Origin of the sequence: Candidatus Sororendozoicomonas aggregata (assembly GCF_031528575.1) — a bacterium.
GTDB classification, from domain to species: Bacteria; Pseudomonadota; Gammaproteobacteria; order Pseudomonadales; family Endozoicomonadaceae; genus Endonucleibacter; species Endonucleibacter aggregata.
The window spans coordinates 12,747-39,652 of record NZ_JAVLSP010000002.1 but is presented as its reverse complement, the minus strand read 5'-3'; the positions used below and the strand labels follow the sequence as shown (position 1 = coordinate 39,652).

22 protein-coding genes, 2 tRNA genes and 2 pseudogenes are annotated in these 26,906 nt (G+C 47.8%); 21 read left to right on the top strand and 5 right to left on the bottom strand.

What is annotated here, in order from left to right:
• Window positions 1–147 precede the first annotated feature (147 nt).
• Window positions 148–639: a hypothetical protein gene (locus V4C51_RS00575; protein WP_330924135.1), complete on the top strand. Its 492-nt coding sequence runs from the start codon at window positions 148–150 to the stop codon at window positions 637–639.
• Between the two features lie 135 nt (window positions 640–774).
• Here the strand turns inward: V4C51_RS00575 and V4C51_RS00570 are convergent, their stop codons facing one another.
• The gene (locus V4C51_RS00570) at window positions 775–972 is read right to left on the bottom strand and encodes a hypothetical protein (RefSeq protein WP_330924133.1); all 198 of its coding nucleotides are present in this window, start codon (window positions 970–972) and stop codon (window positions 775–777) included.
• A 231-nt stretch (window positions 973–1,203) separates the two neighbouring features.
• On the opposite strand from V4C51_RS00570, the gene carA reads away from it, so the two are divergent.
• The 6 genes from carA (at window position 1,204) to V4C51_RS00540 (ending at window position 7,903) form a co-directional block, all read left to right on the top strand.
• The gene (gene carA / locus V4C51_RS00565; RefSeq protein ID WP_330924131.1) at window positions 1,204–2,373 is read left to right on the top strand and encodes a glutamine-hydrolyzing carbamoyl-phosphate synthase small subunit; all 1,170 of its coding nucleotides are present in this window, start codon (window positions 1,204–1,206) and stop codon (window positions 2,371–2,373) included.
• Between the two features lie 81 nt (window positions 2,374–2,454).
• Window positions 2,455–5,679, top strand: coding sequence for a carbamoyl-phosphate synthase large subunit (carB, locus tag V4C51_RS00560; protein ID WP_330924226.1), 3,225 nt, complete (start codon window positions 2,455–2,457; stop codon window positions 5,677–5,679).
• Window positions 5,680–5,788: 109 nt separating this feature from the next.
• Entirely contained in the window at window positions 5,789–6,307 is a 519-nt protein-coding gene (gene greA, locus V4C51_RS00555; protein WP_330924128.1) for a transcription elongation factor GreA, read from the top strand.
• A 323-nt stretch (window positions 6,308–6,630) separates the two neighbouring features.
• Window positions 6,631–7,377, top strand: a complete 747-nt coding sequence (gene tpiA / locus V4C51_RS00550; RefSeq protein ID WP_330924126.1) for a triose-phosphate isomerase — start codon at window positions 6,631–6,633, stop codon at window positions 7,375–7,377.
• 2 nt (window positions 7,378–7,379) lie between these two features.
• Window positions 7,380–7,781, top strand: a complete 402-nt coding sequence (gene secG, locus V4C51_RS00545) for a preprotein translocase subunit SecG (protein WP_330924124.1) — start codon at window positions 7,380–7,382, stop codon at window positions 7,779–7,781.
• A gap of 36 nt (window positions 7,782–7,817) precedes the next feature.
• A tRNA-Leu gene (locus V4C51_RS00540) sits at window positions 7,818–7,903 on the top strand.
• A 482-nt stretch (window positions 7,904–8,385) separates the two neighbouring features.
• Here the strand turns inward: V4C51_RS00540 and V4C51_RS00535 are convergent.
• The 3 genes from V4C51_RS00535 to V4C51_RS00525 all read right to left on the bottom strand — a co-directional run bounded on the left by V4C51_RS00535 (window position 8,386) and on the right by V4C51_RS00525 (window position 11,161).
• Window positions 8,386–9,555 (bottom strand): hypothetical protein, encoded by a 1,170-nt coding sequence (locus V4C51_RS00535; protein ID WP_330924122.1) that lies wholly within the window; start codon window positions 9,553–9,555, stop codon window positions 8,386–8,388.
• Window positions 9,556–9,777: 222 nt separating this feature from the next.
• Window positions 9,778–10,008 (bottom strand): hypothetical protein, encoded by a 231-nt coding sequence (locus V4C51_RS00530; RefSeq protein WP_330924120.1) that lies wholly within the window; start codon window positions 10,006–10,008, stop codon window positions 9,778–9,780.
• A gap of 553 nt (window positions 10,009–10,561) precedes the next feature.
• A complete protein-coding gene (locus tag V4C51_RS00525; protein WP_330924118.1) occupies window positions 10,562–11,161 on the bottom strand; it encodes a C2H2-type zinc finger protein in 600 nt (199 codons plus the stop codon).
• 852 nt (window positions 11,162–12,013) lie between these two features.
• Here V4C51_RS00525 and V4C51_RS00520 point away from each other — a divergent pair.
• The 8 genes from V4C51_RS00520 to pnp all read left to right on the top strand — a co-directional run bounded on the left by V4C51_RS00520 (window position 12,014) and on the right by pnp (window position 21,538).
• A tRNA-Met gene (locus tag V4C51_RS00520) sits at window positions 12,014–12,090 on the top strand.
• A 265-nt stretch (window positions 12,091–12,355) separates the two neighbouring features.
• Window positions 12,356–12,811: a ribosome maturation factor RimP gene (gene rimP, locus V4C51_RS00515; RefSeq protein WP_330924116.1), complete on the top strand. Its 456-nt coding sequence runs from the start codon at window positions 12,356–12,358 to the stop codon at window positions 12,809–12,811.
• A gap of 146 nt (window positions 12,812–12,957) precedes the next feature.
• On the top strand, window positions 12,958–14,451 hold the full coding sequence (nusA, locus tag V4C51_RS00510; RefSeq protein ID WP_330924114.1) for a transcription termination factor NusA: 1,494 nt from the start codon (window positions 12,958–12,960) through the stop codon (window positions 14,449–14,451).
• 26 nt (window positions 14,452–14,477) lie between these two features.
• Entirely contained in the window at window positions 14,478–17,066 is a 2,589-nt protein-coding gene (gene infB, locus V4C51_RS00505) for a translation initiation factor IF-2 (protein WP_330924112.1), read from the top strand.
• A gap of 169 nt (window positions 17,067–17,235) precedes the next feature.
• On the top strand, window positions 17,236–17,616 hold the full coding sequence (gene rbfA / locus V4C51_RS00500) for a 30S ribosome-binding factor RbfA (RefSeq protein ID WP_330924110.1): 381 nt from the start codon (window positions 17,236–17,238) through the stop codon (window positions 17,614–17,616).
• Between the two features lie 4 nt (window positions 17,617–17,620).
• Complete coding sequence (gene truB / locus V4C51_RS00495) at window positions 17,621–18,703, top strand: tRNA pseudouridine(55) synthase TruB (RefSeq protein WP_330924108.1); 1,083 nt, start codon at window positions 17,621–17,623, stop codon at window positions 18,701–18,703.
• A gap of 213 nt (window positions 18,704–18,916) precedes the next feature.
• Window positions 18,917–19,186: a 30S ribosomal protein S15 gene (gene rpsO, locus V4C51_RS00490; protein WP_330924105.1), complete on the top strand. Its 270-nt coding sequence runs from the start codon at window positions 18,917–18,919 to the stop codon at window positions 19,184–19,186.
• A gap of 246 nt (window positions 19,187–19,432) precedes the next feature.
• Window positions 19,433–21,538: a polyribonucleotide nucleotidyltransferase gene (gene pnp / locus V4C51_RS00485; RefSeq protein ID WP_330924103.1), complete on the top strand. Its 2,106-nt coding sequence runs from the start codon at window positions 19,433–19,435 to the stop codon at window positions 21,536–21,538.
• 239 nt (window positions 21,539–21,777) lie between these two features.
• Here pnp and V4C51_RS00480 read toward each other — a convergent pair whose 3' ends face one another.
• Window positions 21,778–22,059, bottom strand: coding sequence for a hypothetical protein (locus V4C51_RS00480; RefSeq protein ID WP_330924101.1), 282 nt, complete (start codon window positions 22,057–22,059; stop codon window positions 21,778–21,780).
• 273 nt (window positions 22,060–22,332) lie between these two features.
• Here V4C51_RS00480 and V4C51_RS17810 point away from each other — a divergent pair.
• The 6 genes and pseudogenes from V4C51_RS17810 to V4C51_RS00460 form a co-directional block, all read left to right on the top strand.
• Window positions 22,333–22,404, top strand: a pseudogene (locus V4C51_RS17810) (C2H2-type zinc finger protein); the annotation flags it as partial.
• Window positions 22,405–22,428: 24 nt separating this feature from the next.
• A complete protein-coding gene (locus V4C51_RS00475; RefSeq protein ID WP_330924099.1) occupies window positions 22,429–23,061 on the top strand; it encodes a C2H2-type zinc finger protein in 633 nt (210 codons plus the stop codon).
• A 327-nt stretch (window positions 23,062–23,388) separates the two neighbouring features.
• Window positions 23,389–23,745, top strand: a pseudogene (locus V4C51_RS17805) (C2H2-type zinc finger protein); the annotation flags it as partial.
• Window positions 23,746–23,799: 54 nt separating this feature from the next.
• Complete coding sequence (locus tag V4C51_RS00470; protein ID WP_330924097.1) at window positions 23,800–24,141, top strand: hypothetical protein; 342 nt, start codon at window positions 23,800–23,802, stop codon at window positions 24,139–24,141.
• A gap of 726 nt (window positions 24,142–24,867) precedes the next feature.
• Window positions 24,868–25,224 carry a hypothetical protein gene (locus V4C51_RS00465; RefSeq protein ID WP_330924095.1) on the top strand — a complete coding sequence of 119 codons (357 nt, stop codon included), beginning with the start codon at window positions 24,868–24,870 and terminating at the stop codon, window positions 25,222–25,224.
• 393 nt (window positions 25,225–25,617) lie between these two features.
• Window positions 25,618–26,487, top strand: a complete 870-nt coding sequence (locus V4C51_RS00460) for a hypothetical protein (RefSeq protein ID WP_330924093.1) — start codon at window positions 25,618–25,620, stop codon at window positions 26,485–26,487.
• Window positions 26,488–26,906 lie beyond the last annotated feature (419 nt).

Genomic DNA, 26,906 nt, shown 5'->3' with positions numbered 1-26,906 from the left:
ATAATAGAAACAAAGAGGCATGGCTTGGCTATTGCGAGGAGCTTCAGCGCAGAGTTGGCGTTCGTTGGTAGCGTAAGGCGCAACTGGGAGATTCAGTTAGTATTAGATATCTTAACGGTTTAAATCTTATTGCGTGAGGTAGACAGGATGAAGCGGGTATTACTGACTTTCGCGGCCTTCATTGCCACAATATTTGTTACGCGCTATAGTTTCGCCAGTTTTCTCGACGAAACGTATTTGCGAGTAAATTTTCATAACGATACTAAATATACATGCAAATCAACCAGCACTTATCTCAGGCGTGGTTACTGGTATCACAACCCACCTGAGTCGGTGGCCCCGGGTGCTTCAGATTACTGGGGGGGATCAGAGGCGAATTACTACGGTCCTGATATGGCTGTGAAATTTAAATGTGGCAACTACTCTTTTATCGTAAGAAATCAACAAAATTATGCTGTTTGGGCAGCTGGCGATCAAAATTGCAGCACCTCTGACGTAGATGAACATCTGAGTGTTGTAAACAAACAGACCCGTCATGCCTCTTGTTGGTATAATACTGCCGGGATTGCAGATGTCACTGTTTCGTTGCGTGCGAATCACCTCAAACTTAATAAGACCGTAAATAAGTTACAGTATTAAATAGGAAACCCAATGTAACAAGAAATGGTGTAAAGCGCATTTAGGAGAGTCAATTGAGGTATTATTCGATCCTGTAAGTAATTCTGCGTAAACGGCTCTTTTTTGCCGCTTTTTAACTTGTTTCAGCTTCGCTCGCTACTTTTGGAGCGGCCTCCGCGCGTAAGAATGCTTGCCTTGTTCACCCTGAGCGATATACCTCTGGTAATCCCTTTCGCGCCAGATCCGCACCAGATCCTGAGCACCGGCATAACCGTGGTATTCAGCCTTATCAACGGACTGTGCCTGTATTTTGGTAGCGTATGCGTTACCACGCGGAGCGGGGAAACGAGACATTTACCCACTAAAAACTATCTCTTTTTGATGGGTTATGATAAATTTGAAAAAATTTGGGTCAAAAAATTGTTGCGATAATCGGCAGCATGCCAGACAGCGAGATGCTTGCCACAAGTGTCTCGTTTTTTTGTGTCTGGGTTTGGGCGCACCTGAAGAACAACCATTATTTCAGGGGGAGGCAAGGCTATGATGGTGTTGCCGACAGCAGTAACGGAGTAACAGGAGAGACCATTGACTAAGATAGCCATTCTAGCTCTGGAAGATGGCAGTATTTTCCGGGGAAAGGCCATAGGCGCCGACGGCGAAACCTGTGGTGAAGTTGTTTTTAATACCGCCATGACCGGTTATCAGGAAATCCTTACCGACCCCTCTTATTCCCGGCAGATTGTTACGCTCACGTATCCCCATATTGGTAACACTGGCACCAACGTACTTGATCAGGAGTCCGACAGGGTTCACGCGGGTGGTCTTGTTATCCGTGATCTTCCTCTGCTAGCGAGCAACTGGCGCAACACGCAACCCCTTGATGAGTACCTCAGGTCCCACGACACTGTGGCTATCGCTGGCATTGATACCCGCCGTTTAACCCGTATCCTGCGGGAAAAAGGCGCGCAGGCCGGTTGTATCATGGCCGGTGATCAGGTCGATGAAGCAAGGGCTATTGCCAAAGCTCAAGGCTTTCCTGGTCTTAAAGGTATGGATCTGGCGAAAGCCGTTACCACTTCACAAAGCTACCTTTGGACAGAAGGCGTGTGGGATCTGGCAACAGACAGCCACCAACAGCCTGTCGAGCGTCCCTGGCATGTGGTTGCCTATGATTTTGGGGTTAAGCGCAATATTTTGCGCATGCTGGCGCAGCGTGGTTGCAGGTTGACCGTCGTACCGGCTCAAACGCCTGCCAGGGATGTGTTGGCAATGAATCCCGATGGTGTTTTTCTCTCCAATGGGCCTGGTGATCCTGAGCCTTGCGAGTATGCTATTACGGCTATTCAAACGCTGCTGAAAGAGGCGTTGCCTATCTTTGGCATCTGCCTGGGGCATCAGTTATTGGCTCTGGCCAGTGGCGCAAGCACCGAAAAGATGAAGTTTGGTCATCACGGTGCCAATCACCCGGTACAGGATCTGGATTCTAAAAAGGTGATGATTACCAGTCAGAACCATGGTTTCTCTGTGGCTGAGGATTCACTGCCCGCGAATGCGCGTGCCACTCACCGCTCCTTGTTTGATGGTACTTTGCAAGGGATTGAGCGGACAGACGTGCCTGCCTTCAGTTTTCAGGGGCATCCTGAAGCGAGTCCGGGGCCACACGATGTAGCCAGCTTGTTTGACCGGTTTTTGGCATTGCTTGAAGCCCATAAAGCAAAAAAAACAGCATCCGTACGGGAAACCCTGCCGGTGTAACTGCCCCCTGATTTCAGGATATCTGGATAACTAGTGAGAAGCGGCAAGTAGCGGTTTCTCTCTGATAGCGTGAGAATGATGATGCCAAAGCGTACTGACATAACAAGTATTCTGATTCTAGGTGCTGGCCCGATTGTTATTGGTCAGGCCTGTGAGTTTGACTATTCCGGTGCTCAAGCTTGTAAAGCTTTAAAAGAAGAAGGCTACCGCGTGGTATTGGTCAATTCCAATCCGGCCACCATCATGACCGACCCAAGCATGGCAGATGCCACCTATATCGAGCCTGTTCAGTGGGAAATCGTTGAAAAGATTATCGAGAAAGAAAAGCCTGATGCCATTTTGCCCACCATGGGGGGGCAAACCGCACTGAACTGCGCATTGGATCTGGCCCGTGAAGGCGTGTTGAAAAAACACAAGGTCACCATGATAGGCGCAACCCGTGAGGCCATTGATAAAGCGGAAGACCGTGCCCTGTTCGATCAGGCCATGAAAAATATCGGCCTGGCGACACCTAACTCGGGTATTGCCCATTCCATGGAAGACGCCTTTGCGACCCTTGATAAGGTGGGCTTTCCCTGCATTATCAGGCCGTCGTTCACCATGGGCGGGAGCGGGGGCGGTATCGCCTATAACCGTGATGAATTTGAGGAAATCTGTGAGCGGGGGCTTGATCTGTCACCTACCAATGAGCTGTTGATTGATGAATCCCTTATTGGCTGGAAAGAGTACGAGATGGAAGTGGTGCGCGACAAAAATGATAACTGCATTATCGTCTGCTCCATTGAAAATTTTGACCCCATGGGTGTTCATACTGGCGACTCTATCACCGTTGCGCCCGCGCAAACACTGACCGATAAAGAATACCAGATCATGCGCAGCGCATCGATTGCGGTGCTGCGTGAGATTGGTGTAGAGACGGGCGGTTCCAACGTACAGTTTGGTATTTGTCCCGACACTGGCCGAATGGTGGTGATTGAGATGAACCCGCGCGTGTCTCGCTCTTCTGCGCTGGCCTCCAAGGCAACGGGCTTTCCGATTGCCAAGGTTGCCGCCAAGCTGGCGGTGGGTTACGCCCTGGATGAGTTGCGCAATGAAATTACCGGTGATGTCATTCCGGCATCCTTTGAGCCTGCTATTGATTACGTTGTCACGAAAATTCCACGTTTTGCCTTTGAAAAATTCCCCCAGGCTGATGCCCGGCTGACCACGCAGATGAAGTCGGTGGGTGAGGTGATGGCCATTGGCCGGACTTTTCAAGAGTCCATGCAAAAAGCGTTGCGTGGGTTGGAAACCGGTGCCACGGGTTTTAACCCGGTGATCGATCCGGGTCATGAAGACGCGGTGGATACCATCCGCGCTGAGCTGGTCGCGCCAAGCGAGCATCGCATGTACTACGTGGCTGACGCGTTTCGAGCCGGGATGAGCATAGATGAAGTGTTTGATGCCTGCAAGATTGACCCTTGGTTTCTGGCGCAAATTGAAGACCTGGTAAAAGAAGAGCTGGCGCTGGTGAGGACAAAACTATCAGACCTGTCCAGGGAAACCCTGTTCAGTTTGAAACGAAAAGGGTTTGGTGATCAGCGTCTGGCACAGTTGCTCAATGTGTCTGAGTCAGATGTCCGTGACTATCGTCAGGCGCAGGGGATCAAACCTGTGTACAAGCGTGTAGATACCTGTAGTGCTGAATTTGCCTCTTCTACCGCTTATATGTATTCCACTTATGAACAAGAGTGTGAGGCTAATCCATCTGATAAAGACAAGATCATGGTACTCGGTGGCGGTGCTAACCGGATTGGTCAGGGGATTGAGTTCGACTATTGCTGCGTCCATGCCGCTTTGGCGGCGCGGGAAGATGGCTACGAAGCCATTATGGTGAATTGTAACCCGGAAACAGTCTCCACCGACTATGATACCTCTGACCGTTTGTATTTTGAGCCTGTGACCCTTGAAGATGTGTTGGCTATTATACAAACAGAAAAACCGGTTGGCGTGATTGTGCAGTACGGTGGTCAGACGCCACTAAAGCTTGCCCGCGCCCTTGAAGCAGAGGGTGTGCCTATAATTGGTACCAGCCCTGAAGCTATTGATGTTGCTGAAGACCGTGAGCGCTTTCAGCAAATGATCCAGCGTTTGGGCCTGCGGCAACCACAGAATGCAACGGCACGTTCCACGGATGAAGCGATTCGTAAGGCCCGGGAAATAGGCTACCCGCTGGTGGTCAGGCCTTCTTATGTGCTCGGCGGTCGGGCCATGGAAATTGTCAATGCTGAGGACGAACTGAACCGCTATATGCGCGAAGCGGTTCAGGTCTCTAATGATAGTCCGGTATTGCTGGATTCCTTTTTGAACCGCGCCGTTGAAGTGGATGTGGATGCCGTTTCTGACGGTAAGCAGGTGGTAATAGGTGCCATTATGCAGCATATCGAACAGGCAGGGATTCACTCGGGTGACTCGGGTTGTTCATTGCCACCGTACAGCTTGAGTCCACGCATGCGGGATAAAATCCGTGAGCAGGTTTCTGCCATGGCGTTAGAGCTGGGGGTTGTAGGTTTGATGAATGTTCAGCTGGCCATTCAAGATGGTGAGTTGTATGTCATTGAAGTGAATCCGCGCGCATCAAGGACGGTGCCTTTTGTCTCCAAGTGTATCGGTCGGTCCCTTGCTATGCTTGCGGCCAAGGTGATGATGGGGCAGTCTTTGGAGCAGGTGGGCTTTACGCAAGAAATAGTGCCATCGTACTTCAGTGTAAAAGAAGCTGTCTTCCCCTTTAACAAGTTCCCGAAGGTCGACCCTTTGCTTGGGCCTGAAATGAAATCCACGGGCGAAGTCATGGGGGTGGGCGCCTCTTTTCCCGAGGCTTATCGCAAAGCTCAGCTGGCAGCTAAAATGCAGCTGCCCCAGAAAAAAGGCCGGGTGATTATCAGTGTGCGGGACTTCGATAAAGGTGAAGTGCCCATGTTGGCCCGGTTATTAATGGATACCGGTTACGAATTGCTGGCGACACGGGGGACTGCCAAGGTGATTGAGGAAGCAGGACTGCCGGTGACAACGGTCAATAAAGTGAAACAGGGACGACCACATTTGGTGGACATGATCGTTAATGGTGAGATAGCCTTTGTGGTCAATACGACTGATAGTCGTCAGACCGTTTCAGACTCTTACACCATTCGACGTTCTGCCCTCACTAATAAAGTGCTTTACACCACTACTATGGCGGGTGCTGAGGCTGTGGCTCGCGCCATTGCATTTGGTTCTGAGAAAGTGGTTAGACGACTCCAGGACTTACATGCCGGTAATGCGTCCTGAGACGTAAGACCGGGTTGATGGGCTGCCTGCTGCTATCTATCGAGAAATAAGAGCAGTCCATAGGTCCTGCCATCCCATACGATAGCAGGGCTTTCACCAGGGTAAAAGAATGAACCGATATCCGATGACCGTCGCAGGCGAAAAGGCGCTGCGCGAAGAACTCAAACAGTTAAAAGGGGTTGAGCGCCCCCGTATATCCGCAGCTATTGCTGAAGCGCGTGAGTTGGGCGATTTAAAAGAAAATGCTGAATATCACGCTGCCCGTGAACAGCAGGGGTTGGTGGAAGCTCGTATCAATGATATCGAAGCCAAACTGGCAGATGCCCAGGTGATTGATATTACTGCTATTGAAAAAACGGGTAAGGTTATTTTTGGGGTTACTGTGGAGCTGCTTAACCTTGATACTGACGAGAAAGTCACCTATACCATCGTTGGTGATGATGAAGCCAGTATCAAAGCCAGTAAAATCTCGGTAAACTCGCCTATTGCCAGGGCGATGATTGGCAAGGAAGAGGGAGATGTCGTATTGGTTAATACCCCTTCAGGCCAGGTGGAGTACGAAATTGATTTGGTGAGTCACCTTTCGATGCTGAGCGAGGATCAACAGAAACGCAGGGAAAAAGGTTGATGTTAAGCTCAATAGCCCACTGTTTAACGAACAAAACCGGCTTCTTTGATTTGTTTATGGCATCACCATGGTGATACCGAATAGGCAATGGAGTTGGCAAATTGCGAAGTTGTATTGATGGCCTCATTTATGTCGGGGAGGATGTCAAAAAGTAGGGCAGTTTCTTTTAAGTCGGGAAGAGGAAGGTCTGCTTTGCGCCTTCACCAGAGTTCTTTCAGGGCACAAGGGAGAGCAGCCCCTGAACTATTTATTCTGCGGTTATTGTTTGAGATGAAGGGCTCAGGTATGATACCCGGCTTGCAAAGGGTAATGAGGGCATTCCAATGCGTCAGCCTCTGATAGCTGGAAACTGGAAGATGAATGGTTCTTCCCAAAGTATTTCAGAGCTTCTAGATGGTGTTATTTCCGGCCTGGAGTCAAAGGCCGAAGTGCTGGTGTGTCCGCCTGCTATTTATATTCAGCAAGTTCGCGATATCCTCAGGGGTACAGGGGTGAAGTGGGGCTTGCAGAATGTTGCTGCTGAAACGAAAGGTGCCTATACGGGGGAAACCTCACCATTGATGGCAAAAGATTTAGGCTGTGAGTACGCCATTATTGGCCACTCTGAGCGTCGGACGCTGTATAAAGAAACAGACCAGGACGTTGCTGCCAAGTTTTGCTGTTTGGTTGATCAGGGTATTACCCCGGTTCTTTGTGTGGGTGAAAGTCTTGAAGAGCGCCAGCGGGGTGATACCATGAAGGTGGTTGCTGCCCAGATCGATTGCGTTATTGAGAAGGCGGGTATTGAGCGTCTGAGTGATTTTGTTATTGCCTATGAGCCAGTCTGGGCGATAGGTACAGGGTTGACTGCGACGCCTGAGCAGGCTCAGGAGGTACATGCGGCCATTCGTGGGTTGCTGTCGCGCACCAGTGAAGAAGTGGCTCAAAAGACACGCATTCTATACGGTGGCAGCATGAAGGCGGCAAATGCTGCGGAATTAGTGGCACAACCAGATGTCGATGGCGGTCTGATTGGTGGTGCTTCGTTGGTCGCTGAAGATTTTAAAGCGATTTGTCACGCTGCGGGATAGTGATGGAAACCATAGTTCTTATTATTCATGTTCTAGTTGCGGCTGCTGTCATTGGACTTATTCTGATTCAGCAGGGTAAAGGTGCTGAGGCGGGTGCCAGTTTTGGTGCCGGGGCTTCACAGACAGTGTTTGGTTCTCAGGGGTCTGCCAGCTTTTTAAGTCGCACCACAGCGGCATTGGCAACGCTGTTTTTTCTGACCAGCTTTGGCCTGGCGATGATGGCGAGGGACAAAGTTGATGTGGTTCGCAACGCTGGTGTGCCTGTTGAGGTTGAGCAGCCTGTGCCTAGCGGTGACGCGCCAATATCTTCTGAAAAAAATGCTGTCGATATTGATGCGCCTGTGATAAAGTCCACACCCGTTGAAAGCAAACAAGCTGGCGAAAAACCTGCTGAGAATCAATAGGTTAATGCTGTGTTAAGTGGGTTTGCCGGTGATATAGCCGAAGTGGTGGAATTGGTAGACACGCCATCTTGAGGGGGTGGTGCGCTATGCGCGTGGGGGTTCAAGTCCCCCCTTCGGCACCAAAGAAAAAACGCCATAAGAAAACACATTTCTTATGGCGTTTTTTTTCACGTTAATTCTACCTAGGAGCCTGTCGGACTTATGCTTTCGAGCATAAAATTCAGTAGGGCGAGTCAGAATTTTCGATCAATTTGTGCGAATAGTTGACCTGTTTAAGCAAATTGATGGGAAATTCTGGCCTTTCTGGATTTTAGGCCGAAATTGTCTTAAGTCCGACAGGCTGCTGGCCCCTTATTGCCCCTACAGGTTTGCTTGCGCATGCCTGGTTTTTCTTTTTTTCACTTTGAGCTACCCTTTTTATCGGATAATTTTGTTGAATGCCATACTGTATTTGTCATCCGACCAGTCTGAAAGAAAACCTAAAAAAGCGACAAGTTTAAGGTGGCGATGAAGCCAAAGGCGTATCCTTAACCGGCAAACGCAGAAAATTGCCGCTACCCTAAGATGATCAGAAATAGTGCATTACATCGATATTTGATGGTATTTACTGACCAAACCACTCAGTAAGGTAATTGGTAGCATTGTGGTTTTTAAACAAATGGTTCCTGAATGTATCCCATTCGGCTTTTATTTCAATGCTGTTCAAGTACTCACTTTTTTCATCGGCTCGCAACGTTTTGAAAAAATTAGCCAGTGTATTTAGCCCTAGTTTTTTTGCCTCTTTTGATAGTTTTTTATGGAATTTAAATAAGTGAGGCACGTTTTCATGCAGAGGAATTTTTCCTGTATTTATAGCTTCATAAAAACTTTGATCACCCGTGCAGCCAACGACATCAAATTTTGAAAGTTGCATTAACAATAAAAATGAACTGTTTTTTAATGGGAAAGGATTTAAAATAGTCATCACTCTGTCAGGTTTATCGTCAGCCCCGTCAGGGCTTAAGGTTTTGGTTATGTCAGATTTAGCATCAGCCACGTCAAAGCTTAAGGTTCTGGCCATGTCAGAATTTCTGTATATTACTTTTTTAAAACCATTGTCTTTAGCAATATGGTAAAGCAATCTTTCTAGCTCTCTTGTTTTTTCAGATGTATTTTCAATAAGGAAATCTTCTCCAAAAATCATGAACGCAGTTGAACTGATGATATACGTTAAATCATCACTTTTATTTATTTTTACTGTTGATGCAATATAGTCAATCAAAGAAAAATTAGTTTGCATATAGCCTAAAAAGAAATCCCCTTCTATTAACCATTGCTCCTGATCTTCCATATATTCTTTTTTTGTCAGCTCTTTTAAAAACCAGGGGTGGTCTTTTTCTTCTTCTATTAGTTTATTTGCTAATTCGCGTTTATCACTATCTTTTTTCAGGTCTTCTATCAAAAAACCAATCCGCTTATTTTTTTTATTAAAAAGTCCAAAGTGCATACAGTCTTGTCTTTTTTTCGATATTTGTTTTACGGATTCCCCGGAATTTTTAATATTGTTAAAACGTCTTTGAGTAGATTCATCCCCAAAATGCGATACGGACCAAGAGATGGGCAAACAATGTCCAAGGGAGAGTAATTTATCAACAAAAGATGGAGTGTGAGCTGTATCAGTTAGCCAGCGGCGATATTGATTGAGCCCTTCCATGTTCTCTGAACCGGCAAGGCCCGATAAGATGGTTTTGAATGACTTTATAGCGTTGGCTTTTGATGGCAATCCATATTGCATTTCACCAATAAAATTATAATTATTTAATTCATTTTTTTTTAACAGTTCATGTAATAAAGTACAGGATTCTTGAATATCATCATTTATTGATATAGCTACATAAAAAACATCTATTTTGTCATGTTTAAAAAGATTGGATAATTGTTGTTCGATTGTATCTGCATTAAATATTCGAACACCCCGTTTGCTGACAAATACATCAGCCCAAATAAAATTTGGTTTTTATAGCTCATCAATGGTTAATATCTTTTCAAGATGTTCTTTTTCTTCAAATGTTCCAGAAAGGATCAGTGCTTTATCGTTTTCTTTATCAGGCAGCATATCAAACAGTTTTTTCGCATATAGATAATCACCAAGCCCATGGCCTGGCATGCTGGAAGAAACAATAAGTTTTGCAGCATATATATTCAATGAAAAAGTATATAAAACCATCAGGTGAAAAAGATGCTTCATAGAAAAATACCCCTAATGCATAATAACATAATCAGGACTTAATATGTTTAAGTGGCTATGCTGTGTAATCTTTTATGCATCATAAAGATGATGAGCTAAATAATTAATTACAGCTAGCCAGTTTTTTGAATTGCCAGATCTATAATAGTCGGTGAAATTCATAATAAGAAAGGAAAGACAAATAAAATGTACAGTTTTTGTAACAATTGATTGGATTGTTTATGTGTTCTCAGAATTGATAAGTTTTGAAGATTTTCCTGCCATCATTATGGTGTTATTGGTCTATGAAGGTTTTGTCCCGTACCATAGGTTATTGGCTTACGCCAGAGTATGGAATAGATAAAAACCATTTTTTGGCCGAATTTTGCTCAATTATGCTTGGTTTTCTTAACCGGACGGTAACATTTAGAGGTAAGTTATGGTCTCGTTCGAGAAAAGAAAAACGGGTTGTAGGTATAAGTACATGACCATTTGCTTTTCAAGTTGGCCTACAGTCCTTGCAAGGCCTGCCAGCAAGAAAATATATGTTTTCATTTGGTCATGTACTTAACCGTTAATCGGAAGCATTGGGGTCAAATCGCCATTGAGCGAAATCCTTGTCCTTTTCATCCAGTATCTTGTAGAGATCAAGGTCATCACTTATTGGGTTGGCGGGCAATGAAAAAGAATCTGAGCTTTGCCCAATCGTTGCTGTTTCTAACGGGTAATGGGCTTGAGTAGTGGTTGTGCTTGTGCTTGTGCTTGTGCTTGTGCCTGTACTTGTGCTTGTGCTTGTCCTTGTGCTTGTCCTTGTGGCTGTACTTGTTGTTTGAGTATACACGACGTTCCCAAAAGGGGAGCTGATCATTGACGAAGCGGTGACGACACCCGTTGGCGTCGTAAATGTATGAGTAACGCAGCTGACCCTCCCAACGCCGGGGATTTCCTCTGTACGAATGGCTGATTGAGGCCACGGGATGCCGGGGTGGTCTTGTTCTATGTGATAGCGGAGAGTGTCGTCGCTGACAAAATACTCTATGTTACAGATAGGGCAATATTGACTACGGCGCGTTTTGTTATGAGACTTTGCGTGTTGTTTGAGATATTCTTTTGCCTTAAAGCGTTTGCCGCAGGTATCGCATCTAAAGGGCCTGTCTTCTGTATGTACTATCATGTGTTTGGTAAGTTTACTTCTCTCTGTAAAGCCCTTGAGACAGACATCGCATTTAAAGGGCTTTTCATTGGTATGGAGTAGTTCGTGTCTCTTTAGAGAAGACTTTTGGTTGAACCCCCTCCCGCAGGTATCGCATGTAAAAGGCTTTTCTCCGGTATGGGTTAATAGGTGTCTTTTAAACAGGGCTTGATGGTTAAAACTCTTTGGACAGAATGGACAGTTAAAGTTTCCCATACAATCACTCTGTTCTGTTAAGGGCGAGTAGGTTTTTTGAGAGTTTAGTCCATAGGGCTGTGTTTGATGGTTTTTTGAGTCCCATTCAGCACGGGCAGCAAGTTAAAAGTGCTCAGATGCTGAATTCAGATTGAATGGGGTGATGTAAGGGCGGCTTGCGGCACAGGCTATTGTTGGTACTCTTTTCCTGAGAGGCGTTTGCTTACGATTACGCTATCGGGCAGGAAAAGTAAAAAATACCTCCGCTTTTTGCGCATATTTCTTAACAGTGCGAAAGGCAGAGCGGGTTGTCGAATAAGGCTTATCCCGTTATTGGTAAGGGGTGATCTGCGACAGCCTTTTACGGCGTGTTTTACGGCGGTGGTGAGGATGCTAAGAATAACGCTTGAAACTAATCATTCCTGTGTGTAGTATGGCCTCCGGTATAAAGGTACAGGTACATTTTGGGTTCAGGGTTGTCACTGTTTCACCAAAAAAGCGATATAAGTTGTTGTTATGTAAATATTTCCAAGTCCACCTTTGGCATCAGAAAGTTGGCTTCCTGTTTTAATATACTGATCAGTAACTAAAAATGTTGTTGGTCAAACATTGTCTCGTTATACTGGATAGAGGTTATGATGCGGGGTGGAGCAGCTTGGTAGCTCGTCGGGCTCATAACCCGAAGGTCGTTGGTTCAAATCCAGCCCCCGCTACCACCTTATACCCCCTATAGTGGGGTTTTTTATTAGGCTCTATTGCGACCTTAATGTGCATATTCAATAGAGCTGGTGCTGGTGGCGCATTATTAAAGGGAGGTCTTATTTTAAGGCCTTCTCAGTGTGGCTTGTTGTTGTCAAACACTTGCTACGCTCAGCACAGGGCTTTTATAGCCCTTTTTTTGTTTTTAGATTCTGTGCGCAGTCTTTTCACCGTAGCGTTGAAAACTGTGCATTATGGGTCGCGTGTACAGGTGTTTCAGTCGTGGCAGGTAAAGAGTCGCAGCTAGAGGCCTTGGTAGAGCCGATCGTGACGTCGCTCGACTATTGTCTTTGGGGTATAGAATTTCACTCTCAGGGCCGTCGTTCGCTGCTCCGTATTTATATTGACAGTGATAATGGTGTTTCTCTGGAAGACTGTGAGAAAATCAGTCGCCAGCTCAGCAGCCTGTTGGATGTTGAAGACCCCATTAGCGGAGAGTATACCCTGGAGGTATCTTCTCCTGGCGTGGATCGTCTGTTGTTCAGGCTGGAGCACTATGACGCGTGGAAGGGCTCAGAAGTGGCGCTGCGGTTACGTATACCGTTTGAAGGTCGCCGAAAATACCGTGGCCTGATCAAAGGCATTGAAGGTCAGGATGTAGTGATTGAAACGGATGGTCATGAGCTTCTTCTGCCCATTGAGAGTATTGAGAAGGCGCAGGTGATTCCCCGGTTCTGAGAAAATCAGGGGAGAGAGTATTTAATATAAGAACCTGTTCATGGCTTTTTATATAAAAAGCTATGGGCAGGTTTTGAACCATTCAGGTCGGCGAGTGCCGGTTTGCGGCCAGAGAAGTGTTGGCATAAGCATAGGCGAGGCAGAGCATGAGTAAAGAGATTCTGTTGGTCGTAGAGTCCGTATCCAATGAAAAAGGTGTGCCGCCCGAAGTGATCTTCGAGGCCATGGAAATAGCGCTGGCAACGGCAACCAAAAAACGTTACGAAACTGAGGTCGATATTCGCGTTGCTATTGATCGACATACTGGAGAATACGAGACGTTTCGTCGCTGGACGGTTGTGGCTGATGAGGATTTCGAATTTCCCGGTATGCACTTGACGCTTGACGAAGGTCAGGAAAAAGATGAAAGCATCAAGATTGGTGGTATCTGGGAAGAGGAAGTTGAGTCTGTCGGTTTTGGTCGTATTGCGGCACAAACGGCCAAACAGGTCATTGTTCAGAAAGTGCGTGAGGCAGAGCGCCTGCAAATGGTGGAGGCTTACCGTGATCGCCTGGGCGAGTTGATTTCAGGGACAGTGAAGAAGACCACCCGTGAAAGCATTATTATTGATTTGGGTAATAATGCTGAAGCTGTGATGCGCAAAGATCAAATGCTGCCTCGTGAAAACTTCAGGGTGGGGACGCGTGTTCGGGCGCACCTGAATGAAATCTCCACCGAAGGCCGTGGCCCTCAGCTGATGCTGTCGCGAACCTGCCCGGAAATGCTGGTTGAGCTGTTCCGTATTGAAGTACCGGAAATCTCTGAGGAAGTGATTGAGATTAAAGGGGCTGCCCGTGATCCGGGGCTGCGTTCAAAAATCGCCGTAAAGACGAATGACGGGCGTATTGACCCTGTGGGCGCCTGTGTCGGTATGCGCGGCGCGCGTGTCCAGGCTGTATCCGGTGAGTTGGCCAATGAGCGTGTGGATATTGTGCTCTGGGATGAAAACCCGGTGCAGTATGTTGTCAATGCCATGCAGCCTGCTGAAGTGGCTTCCATTGTAGTAGACGAAGAGTCCAGTTCCATGGACATCGCGGTGGCAGAAGACAATCTGGCTCAGGCTATTGGCCGCAATGGGCAAAACGTTCGACTGGCCAGTGAGTTGACCGGCTGGAACCTGAACGTGATGACTGAAAGCGATGCTGCTGAGAAGCAGCAGAAAGAAGCAGGCAAAGCTGTTCAGAAATTTGTCGATACGCTGGGCCTTGATAGTGAACTGGCAAAACAGCTGTTTACTGCCGGGTTCACCAGTCTGGAAGAAATTGCTTATGTACCCGTTGAAGAAGTGCTTGAAATCGACGGTATGGATGAAAAATTGGCTAATGAGTTACAGACTCGAGCCAAAGACAAACTGCTCACTCAAGCCATAGCTCAGGAAGAAAAACTCGAAGGTGCCCAGCCGGCTGAGGATTTGCTGAGTATGGAAGGCATGAATCAGCAGCTGGCTTATGAACTTGCCAGTCGCGGTGTATTAACAATGGAAGATCTGGCTGAGCAGTCTGTCGATGAACTTCTGGATATAGAAGGTGTTGATGAAAAGCAGGCGGGTGAGTTGATTATGACCGCGCGTAAACCCTGGTTTGAAGAAGCAGGTAACTGAGTGGGTCACCGAGAGGAGAAGCGTTAATGGCAGAAGTAACCGTAGAACAGCTCGCAGCAGTGGTCGGTGCCCCCGTCGAGCGGTTGTTAAAACAGATGCAGGATGCCGGCTTGCCACAGACAAAAGGTGGCCAGTCAGTATCGGATGCGGAAAAACACCAGTTGCTGACACACCTGAAAAACACCCATGGCAGCAATGATCGCTCATCGGCAGCAGGTAAGGTGACGCTGAAGCGAAGTACTGTTCAGCAAATGAAGGTAGCTGGCAGCACTGGCAAGAGCAAGGTTGTTAACGTTGAAGTGCGTAAGAAGCGGACTTACGTTAAGAAAGATGAGGCGCAGACAAATAACCGTCGTGGTCGTGATGGCAAAGTAGCTGATACGCGCGGTGATAGTGACACCACTTCTCGCCGTGACAGTGATACCGCTTCTCGCCGTGACAGTGATACCGCTTCTCGCCGTGACAGTGACACCCGTTCTCGCCGCGAAGGTGATCGCCCAGCGCGCCGCGGTGGTGATGCGCGTCCGGCCCGTCGAGAGGGTGATGCCCGTCCGTCATACCGTGATAGCGGCTCCCGCCCGCCGCGTCGTGATGAGGCCAGCGGCCGTGGTCCGGTTGTAGCCACAGATGCACCACCGCCTCCGTCTGAAGATGGTCGTAAGAGCCGTAACAAGCGGGCTAAAGGTAAAGACCGTAAAGATCTGGAAGATCGCCCACGCCGCGGTGAGCGTCGTGGTAGCGGTCGTGAAGGTGGTCGTGAATCAGGTCGTCGCGGCAGTAATAACCGTCGTGCACAAAGAACCGTGACACCGGATTCCATGTCAGCCCATGGCTTTACCAAGCCGACGGCACCTGTGGTGCGCGAGGTCTCTATTCCCGAGACTGTGACTGTGGGTGAGCTGGCGCAGAAGATGGCGGTTAAAGCGGCTGACGTGATTAAAACCATGTTCAAGATGGGTTCAATGGTCACCATCAACCAGGTAATCGACCAGGATACGGCATCTATCGTGGTTGAAGAGATGGGGCACAAATTCAAACTAACCAAGGCAGATGCGATTGAGGACGCGCTGGTTGAAGATGCGGCAGCAGATTTCCATGGTGAAGAGAAGCTTCGTGCGCCGGTCGTGACCGTTATGGGACACGTTGACCACGGTAAGACCTCTTTGCTTGATTATATCCGCAAGAGCCGTGTACAAGCGGGTGAAGCGGGCGGTATTACCCAGCATATTGGCGCTTACCACGTGAAAACCCCACGGGGCATAGTCTCCTTTCTGGATACGCCCGGTCACGCGGCATTTACCGCGATGCGTGCCCGTGGTGCCCAGGCAACGGATATCGTTATTCTGGTGGTTGCTGCCGATGATGGTGTTATGCCTCAGACTGAAGAAGCTGTTCAGCATGCAAAAGCAGCGGGGGTACCCATTGTTGTTGCGGTGAACAAGATGGATAAGCCAGAAGCTGATCCTGATCGGGTAAAGAATGAGCTATCTGCCCGTGACGTTATCCCCGAAGAGTGGGGGGGGGATACCCAGTTTGCGCCTGTCTCCGCATTGACCGGTGAAGGTGTGGATGCCCTGTTGGAAGCCGTTTTGCTGCAAGCTGAAGTCCTGGAGCTGAAAGCCGTTGATGATGGTCCGGCTCGAGGTGTTGTGGTGGAGTCACGCCTCGATCGTGGTCGCGGTCCTGTGGCTACGATTTTGGTACAAAGCGGTAAGCTGAAGCAGGGTGACAACATTCTGGTGGGCCAGCAGTACGGTCGTGTGCGTGCCATGCTGGACGAAAATGGCAAGGCCATTGAGGAAGCTGGACCCTCTATCCCGGTTGAGATTCTGGGTCTGGATGGTACACCCGATGCGGGTGATGAAATGCAGGCTGTGAAGGACGAGCGAAAAGCCCGTGAAATCGCCATGTTCCGTCAGGGTAAATTCCGTGAGGTGAAACTGGCTCGCCAGCAAGCGGCCAAACTGGAAAATGTCTTCTCCGGCATGGGTTCTACGGAGAAGAAAGTCCTGAATATCGTTCTGAAGGCTGACGTTCGTGGCTCCCTTGAAGCGCTGGCTTCTTCGCTGCAGGAGCAGGGTAACGAAGAAGTGGAAGTGAAGGTGATTTCCGGCGGCGTTGGAGGTATTACTGAAACTGACGCAAACCTGGCCCTGGCTTCCAATGCCGTCATCTTTGGCTTCAATGTGCGTGCGGATGCCTCTGCCCGTAAGGTAGTGGAAGCGGAAGAACTTGACATGCGTTATTACAGTGTGATCTATGACATTGTGGATGATGTGAAAAAAGCACTGGGCGGTATGCTCGGTTCTGACACCCGTGAAGACATCGTGGGTGTTGCTGAAGTGCGTGATGTCTTCCGTTCACCGAAGTTTGGCGCGGTTGCCGGCTGTATGGTGGTTGAAGGGACTGTTTATCGTAATGATCGTATCCGCGTACTGCGCGAGAATGTGGTGATTTACGAAGGTGAGCTGGAGTCCCTCAGACGCTATAAGGATGACGTCAACGAAGTCCGTAACGGCATGGAGTGCGGTATCGCTGTTAAGAGCTACAACGATGTAAAAGCGGGTGACAAGATCGAGGTGTACAAGACCGTTGAAGTGAAGCGTACACTGTAATCAAGGTTTCTTGATTGTTTCATGGCAAGGCCCGCAGTGATAATTATCCCTGCGGGCTTTTGTAGTTTATACCAACGCTGTTTTGACAGCCCATGACAAGGCAGGGTTGGTGTCAGTGAACACTGATATTTTTATCAGTGCTGTTTGATGTGTAATACAGAAAGTACCGATGGCTAAAGAATACAGTCGTACCCAGCGAGTGGCTGAACAAGTTCAAAAAGAACTGGCTCAGATCATTCAGTTGGAGATGAAAGACCCGCGCCTGGGGTTGATAACGGTGAGTGCCGTTGATATCAGCCGTGACCTGGCCTTTGCCGATATTCATGTTTCATGCATGGGCGTTGAGGGTCAGGAACAAATCGATGAATCCATTAACGTGTTAAACGGTGCGGCCGGCTTCCTGCGAAGCCAGTTGGCACGGGCCATGAAGTTGCGCGCCACTCCCCGGTTGCGTTTTTATTTTGACAACAGTCTTCGACGAGGTCAGCACCTGAGTTCGCTCATTGAGCGTGCCATAGCGAAAGATCAGCAGAAAAAGAGCGGGGAGTAACAGCATGGCAAACAGAAGACGTAACCGGGGCCGTCCGGTTAATGGTATTGTTGTGGTCGATAAAATGTCAGGCTTCAGCTCCAACGATGTGCTCCAGCAAGTGAAGCGGTTGTTTGGCGCGGCCAAGGCAGGTCATACCGGAAGCCTTGATCCATTGGCAACAGGCGTGTTGCCAGTTTGTCTGGGTGAAGCGACCAAATTTTCCCGTTTTTTGCTGGAGTCAGATAAATCCTATCGCACTGTTGTTCAGTTGGGCGTGCAAACCACGACAGGCGATGCTGAAGGTGAGGTGGTGGAAAAGCGACCCGTCCAGGTGACCCGCTCTGATATTGAAGCGGTACTGACACAGTTTCGTGGAGAAATTCAGCAGGTGCCCAGCATGTACTCTGCCCTCAAACATAATGGTCAGCCGTTGTATAAGCTGGCACGTGAGGGTATTGAAGTGGAGCGACCATCACGCACAGTGATGATTCACCGGGTTGAGCTGATTGACTTTACCGGTACGCAGTGTGTTTTGGAAGTAGACTGCTCAAAGGGCACCTACATTCGCGCGCTGGCTGAAGATATTGGTCACGCGTTGGGTTGCCTGGCCTATGTGGCACAGTTGCGCCGAATCAAAGCGGGACCTTATGAAGAACAGACTGCCTATACCCTGGAGCAGCTGGAAGCGATTAAAAATAATGCGCGTTCAGCAGCCTTGAGCGCAGAGCAGGCTACTGACTTGGAAGCGTTATTCGGGCAAATGGATGAAGCAGGTCGTGACTCACTGGAAGCTGACCAGCTTGAGCAGCTCAAAGCCCTGTCCAGCCAGCGAAATCGCGCCGGTAATGCTGCGCTGGACGCACTGTTAAAACCGTTGGATACCGCCGTTAGCGACTGGCCTGAGGTGATGCTGGGTGAGCACAGCAGTTTTTATGTCTTACAGGGGCAGCCGGTACTGGTTCCCCGGGCACCGACCCATGGACTGGTCCGTCTTTATGGTGAGTTGCAGGGGCAGCAGGCAGGTCGTTACTTTCTCGGTATGGGTGAAATTATGGATGATGGACGCGTTGCGCCAAAGCGACTGGTGAGAACGCGAATAGAGTGATAAACTCCGCATCCTGGAATGATAGCTTCCAGGAGCCTGTCGGACTTATGCTTTCGAGCTTGTCTTAAGTCCGACAGGCTCCTGGATGGTACTGTAGCCAGAGTTGCCGGGTTTACGGAGACTTTGGCGGAAGGCTAACTGTTAGTGTGCACGGTTATGCCCGATTTGAAGACCAGTATCCCTGGTTAACGCATACTGTATTGGAGATGTTTCATGGCTTTGACTGCTGAAAAGAAAGTGAAGATTGTTAAAGAATTCGGTCGCTCTAAAGGCGATACCGGTTCACCTGAAGTGCAAGTTGCACTGCTCAGCGCAAACATTGAAGGTTTGCAGTCTCACTTTAAGGCAAACCATAAAGATCACCACTCTCGTCGTGGTCTGATCCGTATGGTAAACCAGCGCCGTCGGCTGCTTGATTACCTGAAGCGCAAGGATGTTGAGCGTTACCGTACGCTGATTGGCCGCCTGGGTCTGCGTCGTTAGTCAGCACTCAGCTGTACACGGCGGTGGTGAGTTTCTGCTGCTGCTGATAGTCAAAGCACCGCGAGCCGCAATCCTGTGGCTGGCGGTGTTTTGCGTTATAAAATCCTAATCATTGTGTATCGGCAGACTGTCAATCAGGGGTGCAATTCCAAGGGGTAGGCCGCGACCTTTGGAATTGCATCCATCTCTGTGGCAGTAGGGATGCTGGTCGGATGATTGTTTTACTCACTGACTTAGGAAACTATTGTGACTGCGATAACCAAAACCTTCCAATTTGGAGGAAAGTCCATCACCCTGGAAACCGGGCGTGTGGCACGTCAGGCCAGTGGTGCTGTATTGGCTACAATGGGCGAGACAACTGTGCTGGCTACCGTTGTGGGTGCCCGTGAAGCGAAGCCCGGCCAGGACTTTTTCCCGCTGTCTGTTCACTACCAGGAAAAAGCCTATGCGGCCGGTCGTATTCCTGGAGGCTTCATGAAGCGTGAGGGCCGGGCCAGTGATAAAGAAACGCTGACCTCCCGTCTGATAGACCGCCCTATCCGCCCCCTGTTTCCGAAAGGCTTTATGAACGAAGTGCAGGTGGTGATTACCGTGATGTCTGTGGACAAGAAAAATGATCCCGACATTCTGGGTATGGTGGCGACATCTGCCGCTCTGGCTATTTCCGGTATTCCTTTTGATGGTCCTGTGGGTGCTGCCCGTGTTGGCTTTACCGAAGAAGAAGGTTATATCCTGAATCCATCTTATGAAAAGCTGAAAGTCTCTGAGCTGGATATGGTCGTCGCCGGGACGGCTGATGCGGTGCTGATGGTTGAGTCTGAAGCACAAGAGCTGACTGAAGACGAAATGCTCGGTGCCGTACTTTTTGCCCATGAAGAGTATCAGGTTGTTATTAATGCAGTGAAAGCACTGGCAGCTGAGTGCGCTAAGCCGTGTTGGGACTGGGAGCCAGCCCCAGAAAAAACTGAAGTAAAAGCTGCTGTGGCGGAACAGTTTGAAGCGGGTATTCGCGGGGCTTACCAGATTACTGTCAAGCAGGATCGTAATACCAGGCTGAATGCACTGCGTCAGGATGCAATTGCTGCACTCGCTGGCGAAGGAGAAGGCAAGTTTGCTGAAGGTGACGTTAGCGCGGCGTTCAGCAAACTGGAAAAAACCGTCGTACGTGGGAATATCCTGGAAGGCAAGCCACGCATTGACGGTCGTGATAGCAAGACTGTTCGTGGTATTCATGCGGAAGTGGGCGTTTTACCAAAGACCCACGGTTCTTCTTTGTTTACCCGTGGTGAAACCCAGGCGTTAGTCACCGCTACCTTGGGTACTGCTCGTGATGCGCAGTTGATTGATGCCCTTGAAGGTGAAAGTAAAGACCCGTTTATGCTGCACTACAACTTTCCTCCATACTCTGTGGGTGAGTGTGGTCGTTTGGGGGCGCCAGGGCGTCGTGAGGTTGGTCATGGGCGTTTGGCACGTCGTGGCGTGCAGGCAGTTCTGCCAACGGAAGAAGCATTTCCATATACCATTCGTGTGGTCTCTGAAATCACTGAGTCCAACGGTTCCAGCTCCATGGCATCTGTCTGTGGTTCAAGCCTGGCGTTGATGGATGCAGGTGTTCCATTGAAATCGCCAGTGGCCGGTATAGCCATGGGTCTGGTGAAAGAAGAGGAGCGATTCGCGGTTCTGACCGATATTCTGGGTGATGAGGATCACCTTGGCGATATGGACTTTAAAGTGGCCGGGACTGCCGAAGGAATTACCGCCTTGCAAATGGATATCAAGATTGCCGGTATTACCGAAGAAATTATGGATATTGCCCTGGAGCAGGCTCTTCAGGCACGCCTCCACATTCTGGGTGAAATGAATAAAGTGATTGCCAGCTCCCGTACTGAGCTTTCACCGAACGCACCGATGACCATGAAGATCAAAATTGATACGGACAAAATCCGTGACGTGATCGGTAAAGGCGGTGCAACCATTCGCTCTATCTGTGAAGAAACAGGCGCGGCTATTGATATTGATGACGATGGCATGGTAAAGATTTTTGCCGATTCCAGGGAAGCCTGCCAGGCGGCGTACGATCGTGTATACGGTATTACCGCTGAAGCAGAAATTGGCAAGATCTATAGCGGTACCGTTACTCGTATTGTCGATTTCGGTGCGTTTGTCAACATTATGCCGGGTACTGATGGTCTGGTTCATATTTCTCAGATTGCTGATCACCGTGTTGAAAACGTGGGTGATTACCTGAAAATGGATCAGCAGGTGGATGTGGTGGTGATGGATATCGACAGCCGTGGCCGCGTTAAGTTAAGCATGAAGGAAGTCGCACGCCAGCGTGAACAGGAGTCCTGATCTCTGAGAAGCTGTTCATGATCTTTTGTAAAAAGCGCAAGGCAAGGGCTTTTGTTAGGAGCCTGTCGGGCTTATGCTTTCGAGCATAAAATTCAGTAGGGCGAGTCAGAATTTTCGATCAATTTGTGCGAATAGTTGACCTGTTTAAGCAAATTGATCGGAAGTTCTGGCCGCACTTTCTCGCACTTTCTCGCACTTTCTGGATTTCAGGCCGACATTGCCTTAAGCCCGACAGGCTCCTAGGCGAAAGTCTGGGGCAACGCCTTGGTATGAAGCTCTGCTACCGCATCAAACCGCTGTTCCCACAAGGCAGATAGTGCAGCACCGAGGGAGATAAACTTGCCCGCTGCCCGCTGCTTTGGAGGGGACGCTCTGAAGATATCCAGATCGTTAATATAAACAGACCACATGCCACTGTGCTTGAGTTCAGCATGACCGATGGGTTGACCAAGGTAAGTGAGAGCAGCCTGGAAACGTGCGTGTTTATTTGCTGTGATTGAGTAGACTCCGTCATTAAACATGCCAGTGTGCCTGTTATTATTGGTTTGTCAGCAACTATCAGTAACTACTTGTCTTTTATCTTGCCGGTTAACCGGCTGGAAAACAAGGGACTGACAATAAAGTGAGTGCTTGTATTGTGGTTGCAGCGCCTAAAAAGACTGTCAACAGAACCTGACGCAATGTTGAAAAAGTTGACCGGGCAGCAGTGTTAAACAAAAGTTCAGACTCTGTAGTTTTCAGGGGAGATAGACTACAATTGACAAGTGGAGTCTACCACTGGAGGTAACTTCGACATGGGTAAATATCAGTGTTCAGCATGCGATAAATCTTTCCCCAACAGTGAGCAACTCCTCACGCACACGAGAACACATACAGGAGAAAAACCTTTTATGTGCGATGAATGTGAAAAGACTTTTGCTGACCGTCGTAACCTTAAAAGGCACAAAAGAACACATACGGGAGACAAGCCTTTTAGTTGCGAAGACTGTGGTATGAGATTTTTTAGAAATGAAAATGCCCGAAATCACGTATTAAGGGTACACAAGGGGATACGCCCGGAGAGAAAACTTTTTCATTGTTCTGAATGTGGTAAAGCGCTTAGTTCTTCCCGCGCGCTCAACATTCATTTTAGAACCCATACCGGAGAGAAACCTTTCATTTGCAACATTTGTAATAGAAGGTTTAGAGTGGAGCATAATGCCAAATCGCACGTAACAACACAACATTCTGGCATTGATAATGCCGGAATAATCACAGCCCCAACCACAACCACAACCAGCGAGCAATTACCCGATGGAACCAGAGTTCACTGCGTAACCCATGAGACTGTTGTAGCTGGCGACATTACCGAAAAGGTATCTCAGGTACATTCTCGTCATGGCAGCGCGCTTGTAACGGTTCGGGGATTCAATGGCGGAGAGTCAGTAACGGTTTCTCAAGATGGAAAACCCGCTCTTTCAGCCATTAGTCAATTAGGAGGGCTTGATCTTTTAGCTAGCGTGGCATCAAAGATTAAGGATTAAGGTCAGAGTGTGATTTTCGATAGCATCTGATTGTTATAGCTCTGAGCGCATCTAATATACGTCAAATGACGTTAATATACCAGATCCGTATCATATACAGCTCTACTTCAAAAATTATTATCAAAAAACAACTGCCGTTCGGTTAACGCTTTTGAGCTTTTGAGCTTTTGTGCTGTATGGCTTTACTGGTTCGTGTCCGAACGATTATTTTGCTGAAGAATACGGCTCGAAATCGCTAACAGAAATAGCGAAAAATTAACTGGACAACAATGTTAAACAAAAGTTCAGACTCTGTAGTTTTCAGGGGAGATAGACTACAATTGACAAATGGAGTCTACCACTGGAGGTAACTTCGACATGGGTAAATATCAGTGTTCAGCATGCGATAAATCTTTCAACAGAAGTGAGCAACTCCTCACGCACACGAGAACACATACAGGAGAAAAACCTTATATTTGCCGTCAATGTGAAAAGGCTTTTGCTGACCATAGTGCCCTTATAAGGCACAAAACAACACATACGGGAGAGAGGCCTTTTAGTTGCGAATACTGTGGTAAAACATTTGTTAGAAGAGAACATGTCCGAGGTCACGTATCAAGAGTACACCCGGAGGGAAAACTTTTTCCTTGTTCTGAATGTGGTAAAGAGTTTAGTTCTGCCACCGGACTCACCAATCATTTAAGAATTCATACCAGAGACAAACTTTTCATTTGCAACGTTTGTAATAGAAGGTTTAATGTGGAGGGTAATGCCAAATCGCACGTAACAACAAAACATCCTGGCATTGATAATGCCGGAATAATCACAACCCCAACAACAACCACAACCACAACCAGGGAGCAACTACCCGATGGAGCCACAGTTCACTGCGTAACCCATGAGACTGTTGTAGCTGACGGCATTATCGAAAAGGTATCTCAGGTACACTCTCGTCATGGCAGCGCGCTTGTAACGGTTCGGGGGTTCAATGGCGGAGAGTCAGTAACGGTTTCGCAAGACGGAAAACCCGCTCTTTCAGCCCTCAGTGAATTACAAGGGCTTGATCTTTTAGCTAGCGTAGCATTGGAGTTTAAGGATTAAGGTCAGACGAGCGTGATTTTCCGTAGCACCTGATTGTTATTACTCTGAGCTCACCTTATAGACGTCAATTTACGTTAATATATCAGATCCGTATCATATACAGCTCTCCCTAGAGATTATTATCAAAAAACAACTGCCGTTCGGTTAACGCTTTTGAGCTTTTGTGCTGTATGGCTTTACTGGTTCGTGTCCCTGAACGACTATTTTGCTGAAGAAAACCGCTCGAAGTGGCTAACAGAAATAGCGAAAAAATAACTGTACAAAAGTGTTAAACAAAAGTGCAAATTTTGTGGTTTTTCATGGGTGATGGGCTACAATTGGCACAGGAGCTCTCCCATTGGAAGGAACTTCGATATGACTAAACATGTGTGCAAATTATGCAATAAAGCTTTTGATAGACGAGGCACACTCCTCATACACATTAGATCACACACAGGAGAAAGACCTTGTGTTTGCACTCAATGTGAAAGTTCTTTTGTTAGCGATAGTAATCTTAAAGCTCACATGATACTTCATACGGGAAAAAAGCGTTATGCTTGCAAGCACTGTGATGAAAAATTTGCTACAAATGAGACTCGCAAAAGACACGAAATAAGAAGACACGGGGGGGTAAAACCTTTTCCTTGTTCTCAATGTGATAAAAAGTTTACAACTGCCTCCGAACGCAAAACTCACTTAAGAATCCATACCGGAGAGAAACCCTACAGTTGTAACATTTGTGGTAAAATGTTTTCTCAATCATCCAATGCCAAAACGCACGTAACAAAACAACATCCTGGCGTTGATGATGCCGGAATAATCACAACCCCAACCACAACCACAACCACAACCACAACCACAACCCCAACCACAACCACAATCAGCGAGCAATTACCCGATGGAACCACAGTTGACTGCGTAACCCATGAGACTGTTGTAGCTGAAGGCATTATCGAAAAGGTATCTCAGTTACATTCTCGTTATGGCAGCGCGCTTGTAACGGTTCGGGAATTCAATGGCGGAGAGTCAGTAACGGTTTCGCAAGATGGAAAACCCGCTCTACAAGGGCTTGATCTTTTAGCTAGCGTGGCATTAGGTACATGACCATTTGCTTTTCAAGTTGGTCTACGAAAAATATAGAGAAATATAGAGCAATGGCACTGACTTAAGGTCGCAGCCCTTGATAATTCAAGGCTTACTCGGAAAGAAGCGACTATAAAAAGTCACAAGAGTAAATATTTCCCTTCCGAGCAAGCCATGAACAAGTATAGCCAAGAGTTCCTATCCCTCGCAGATGATTGCCTTCACCAATTCGCACAGACAGTATACAGTACAATATATAGGACACCCATAAACTTGACTAAGGCTAATTTCGGTCTATTTTTCTTTTGTACTAATAAATCAATACTGCGGACAGTTTTCCCAAGCTGGCGCCATGAGAAGACATCAACGATAATCAGAGAGATTTAAAAGTCTAACTATCCCCAGATGCTTCTCATGGATACCATAGTTAAGACTACGCTGAATACTATGTCCAGTGTCAAAAAGCCTCAGAAGACAGTTATCGCTCAGCTTCTTTCTGCGCTCATTGTCGTGCAAGGGAAAGCCAATTTTCGCGATATGAGTCGATACTCACCGATGAGTGAGAAGCGGTTTCAGCGCTGGTATCCCAAAGTGTTCGATTTCTTTGAGTTCAACCACCTGACGCTTAAAGATCTGTGCCAAAGGGCAACCGTATTGATTGCCGCGCTGGATGCCCGTTTTATGAGCAAAAGCGGCAAACTCACTGATGGACTGGGTATGTTCTGGCGTGGCTGCACAAGCCGTACTGAGTCTGGCCTTGAACTGTCCCTGTTTTGTGTCGTTGAGCTGTTATCCAATACTGCTTTTGCTTTAAAGGCTTTCCAGACGTTAGATCAAACAGGGAAGAGTCGTGTTGACCTTTACGCTGAACAAGTCACAGGCTTGGCCAGACAACTTGCATCTATGGGAATTAGCTATCTTGCCGTTGACGCTTACTATTTCAAAGAAAGGTTTGTCTCTCCAGTTACCGCAACAGGGCTTCAAATTGTTGGTAAGCTGAGGCGCGATGCAGACCTTCTATGGCTCTACACAGGCACCTATTCAGGTCGTGGACGCCCCAAAGTTTACGATGGCAAGGTGTGTTTTGAAAGTGACTTGCGTAGATTCACCTATACCGGTGTGCTGGAAACAGGTGAAGAGGTTTGGGCAGCAGTCGTTTACTCTAAATGTTTAAAACGCCAGATCAGGCTTGTCATGCTGAGAACGCAATGGAAGAAGAAAGTAGGTTTTGCTCTTTTTTACTCAACAGATACAACACTAGAAGCCATGACCCTTGTTAGTTAGTGCCTGCCCGAAAACCCACAAATAATCCGATTCAGGGAGCAGCAGCCAAAATTTTTGGTTAAAATTCAGCCTACTCATTTGTGGGTGCTACTTTTTGGTTAATTTCTGCTCGTTTTGTGAACAACTTTCCGATTTTTGAGCACAGGGCAACCTCACCTGTCCTGTTCTGACCATTTGCCTTTTTTTGGCAACACGGCCCGGTTGAGTAATATTCGGGAACCGTCTGTCGTGGAAAATCCTCGTTTCTTAAATTAGGCTATAAGCCGCTATTTTCAAGTATTTGAGGGTTTTCGGACAGGCACTATTTACCAATCAGTCAGATAGCAGTTTGATAAAATGATCGTTTTGTTAAACGGGCAAAATCTGCACCGAAACAGCCCGAAGCAACTGTAAAATGGTTAATTTTTCCAGTCTGACCA

What these genes read in the sequence shown, in the direction of transcription:
- V4C51_RS00575 (WP_330924135.1), top strand. Translation starts at nt 148, where the DNA reads ATGAAGCGGGTATTACTGACTTTCGCGGCCTTCATTGCCACAATATTT.
- V4C51_RS00570 (WP_330924133.1), bottom strand. Translation starts at nt 972, where the DNA reads ATGTCTCGTTTCCCCGCTCCGCGTGGTAACGCATACGCTACCAAAATA.
- carB (WP_330924226.1), top strand. Translation starts at nt 2,455, where the DNA reads ATGCCAAAGCGTACTGACATAACAAGTATTCTGATTCTAGGTGCTGGC.
- greA (WP_330924128.1), top strand. Translation starts at nt 5,789, where the DNA reads ATGAACCGATATCCGATGACCGTCGCAGGCGAAAAGGCGCTGCGCGAA.
- tpiA (WP_330924126.1), top strand. Translation starts at nt 6,631, where the DNA reads ATGCGTCAGCCTCTGATAGCTGGAAACTGGAAGATGAATGGTTCTTCC.
- secG (WP_330924124.1), top strand. Translation starts at nt 7,380, where the DNA reads ATGGAAACCATAGTTCTTATTATTCATGTTCTAGTTGCGGCTGCTGTC.
- V4C51_RS00535 (WP_330924122.1), bottom strand. Translation starts at nt 9,555, where the DNA reads ATGCAATATGGATTGCCATCAAAAGCCAACGCTATAAAGTCATTCAAA.
- V4C51_RS00530 (WP_330924120.1), bottom strand. Translation starts at nt 10,008, where the DNA reads ATGAAGCATCTTTTTCACCTGATGGTTTTATATACTTTTTCATTGAAT.
- V4C51_RS00525 (WP_330924118.1), bottom strand. Translation starts at nt 11,161, where the DNA reads ATGATAGTACATACAGAAGACAGGCCCTTTAGATGCGATACCTGCGGC.
- nusA (WP_330924114.1), top strand. Translation starts at nt 12,958, where the DNA reads ATGAGTAAAGAGATTCTGTTGGTCGTAGAGTCCGTATCCAATGAAAAA.
- infB (WP_330924112.1), top strand. Translation starts at nt 14,478, where the DNA reads ATGGCAGAAGTAACCGTAGAACAGCTCGCAGCAGTGGTCGGTGCCCCC.
- rbfA (WP_330924110.1), top strand. Translation starts at nt 17,236, where the DNA reads ATGGCTAAAGAATACAGTCGTACCCAGCGAGTGGCTGAACAAGTTCAA.
- truB (WP_330924108.1), top strand. Translation starts at nt 17,621, where the DNA reads ATGGCAAACAGAAGACGTAACCGGGGCCGTCCGGTTAATGGTATTGTT.
- rpsO (WP_330924105.1), top strand. Translation starts at nt 18,917, where the DNA reads ATGGCTTTGACTGCTGAAAAGAAAGTGAAGATTGTTAAAGAATTCGGT.
- V4C51_RS00480 (WP_330924101.1), bottom strand. Translation starts at nt 22,059, where the DNA reads ATGTTTAATGACGGAGTCTACTCAATCACAGCAAATAAACACGCACGT.
- V4C51_RS00475 (WP_330924099.1), top strand. Translation starts at nt 22,429, where the DNA reads ATGTGCGATGAATGTGAAAAGACTTTTGCTGACCGTCGTAACCTTAAA.
- V4C51_RS00465 (WP_330924095.1), top strand. Translation starts at nt 24,868, where the DNA reads ATGTTTTCTCAATCATCCAATGCCAAAACGCACGTAACAAAACAACAT.
- V4C51_RS00460 (WP_330924093.1), top strand. Translation starts at nt 25,618, where the DNA reads ATGGATACCATAGTTAAGACTACGCTGAATACTATGTCCAGTGTCAAA.